This is a genomic window from Aeromonas sp. MaB10011B (genome assembly GCF_017939325.1).
Classification (GTDB): Bacteria; Pseudomonadota; Gammaproteobacteria; order Enterobacterales; family Aeromonadaceae; genus Aeromonas; species Aeromonas caviae.
Genome location: NZ_JAGKRK010000083.1, coordinates 1 through 770, shown reverse-complemented (window position 1 = coordinate 770; position 770 = coordinate 1). Strand labels below are relative to the sequence as shown.

Genomic DNA, 770 nt, shown 5'->3' with positions numbered 1-770 from the left:
CCCGCCACTATGGCGGCACCAAAGCCGAACAACATTTCATGTGCATGCCACCAGATGGGGTTGCTAATCCCGGGCAGAGCGAACCAGCCGTTGAGTTGCCCCAGCCAGCCCAGCATCGCCAAAGCCGAGAACAAGGCGCCAAACAGGAAGAAAGGCCGAAACCCGAGGCGGAACAGAGGAACGATTCTCTCCTCTTTGCGGCTATCCAGGATCTGGTGCATGAATGAAACCTTAATTGAACATTTGAAAAGCCAATTATAAAGTGGCTTTTCAAATGTTCAATTTAAATCCAATGACAGCCCGAAATGGTGGTGACGCGAACGAAACAGAACCGCTTTGCTGCATATCTGAGCGAACGGTTCTTCTCGGTGAAAAAGCCCTTGTCATCCCGGCGCGGCTCCCTATAATGCGCCCCTACCAGCACGGCGGACCACGCCGAACTGATGAGCCAGCTTCCTAGCGAAGTGGGCGCCGAAAGAAAAGCGAAAACAACCGCTTGACTTTCGAAGTGAGGAGCGTAAGATGCGCATCCTCAACGCGACAAGCGTGACGCTCTTTAACAATTTGAATCAAGCAATCTGTGTGGGCACTCACAGCATCGAGCATCAAAAACAATTTTTGATATCAATGTCTGATGAAGTGACCAAAGCAACGAAAGTTGCAGCAGTTAATTCAGCAATTCATTGAGCCGCTTTTCGAAGCAACCAAACTTAAATTGAAGAGTTTGATCATGGCTCAGATTGAACGCTGGCGGCAGGCCTAACACATGC

The 770-nt window shown here is 50.0% G+C and carries 2 protein-coding genes; one reads left to right on the top strand and one right to left on the bottom strand.

The features are described 5' to 3' along the window. The coding region (locus J9893_RS20290; protein ID WP_210621937.1) for an NnrS family protein at window positions 1-221 on the bottom strand (221 nt) is incomplete at its 3' end. A gap of 301 nt (window positions 222-522) precedes the next feature. On the opposite strand from J9893_RS20290, the gene J9893_RS20285 reads away from it, so the two are divergent. Beyond that, window positions 523-687: a hypothetical protein gene (locus J9893_RS20285; protein WP_164882878.1), complete on the top strand. Its 165-nt coding sequence runs from the start codon at window positions 523-525 to the stop codon at window positions 685-687. The last annotated feature ends 83 nt before the right edge of the window (window positions 688-770 follow it).

Excerpts from the sequence above, each read along its gene's own strand:
- J9893_RS20285 (WP_164882878.1), top strand. The coding sequence starts at position 523 with ATGCGCATCCTCAACGCGACAAGCGTGACGCTCTTTAACAATTTGAAT.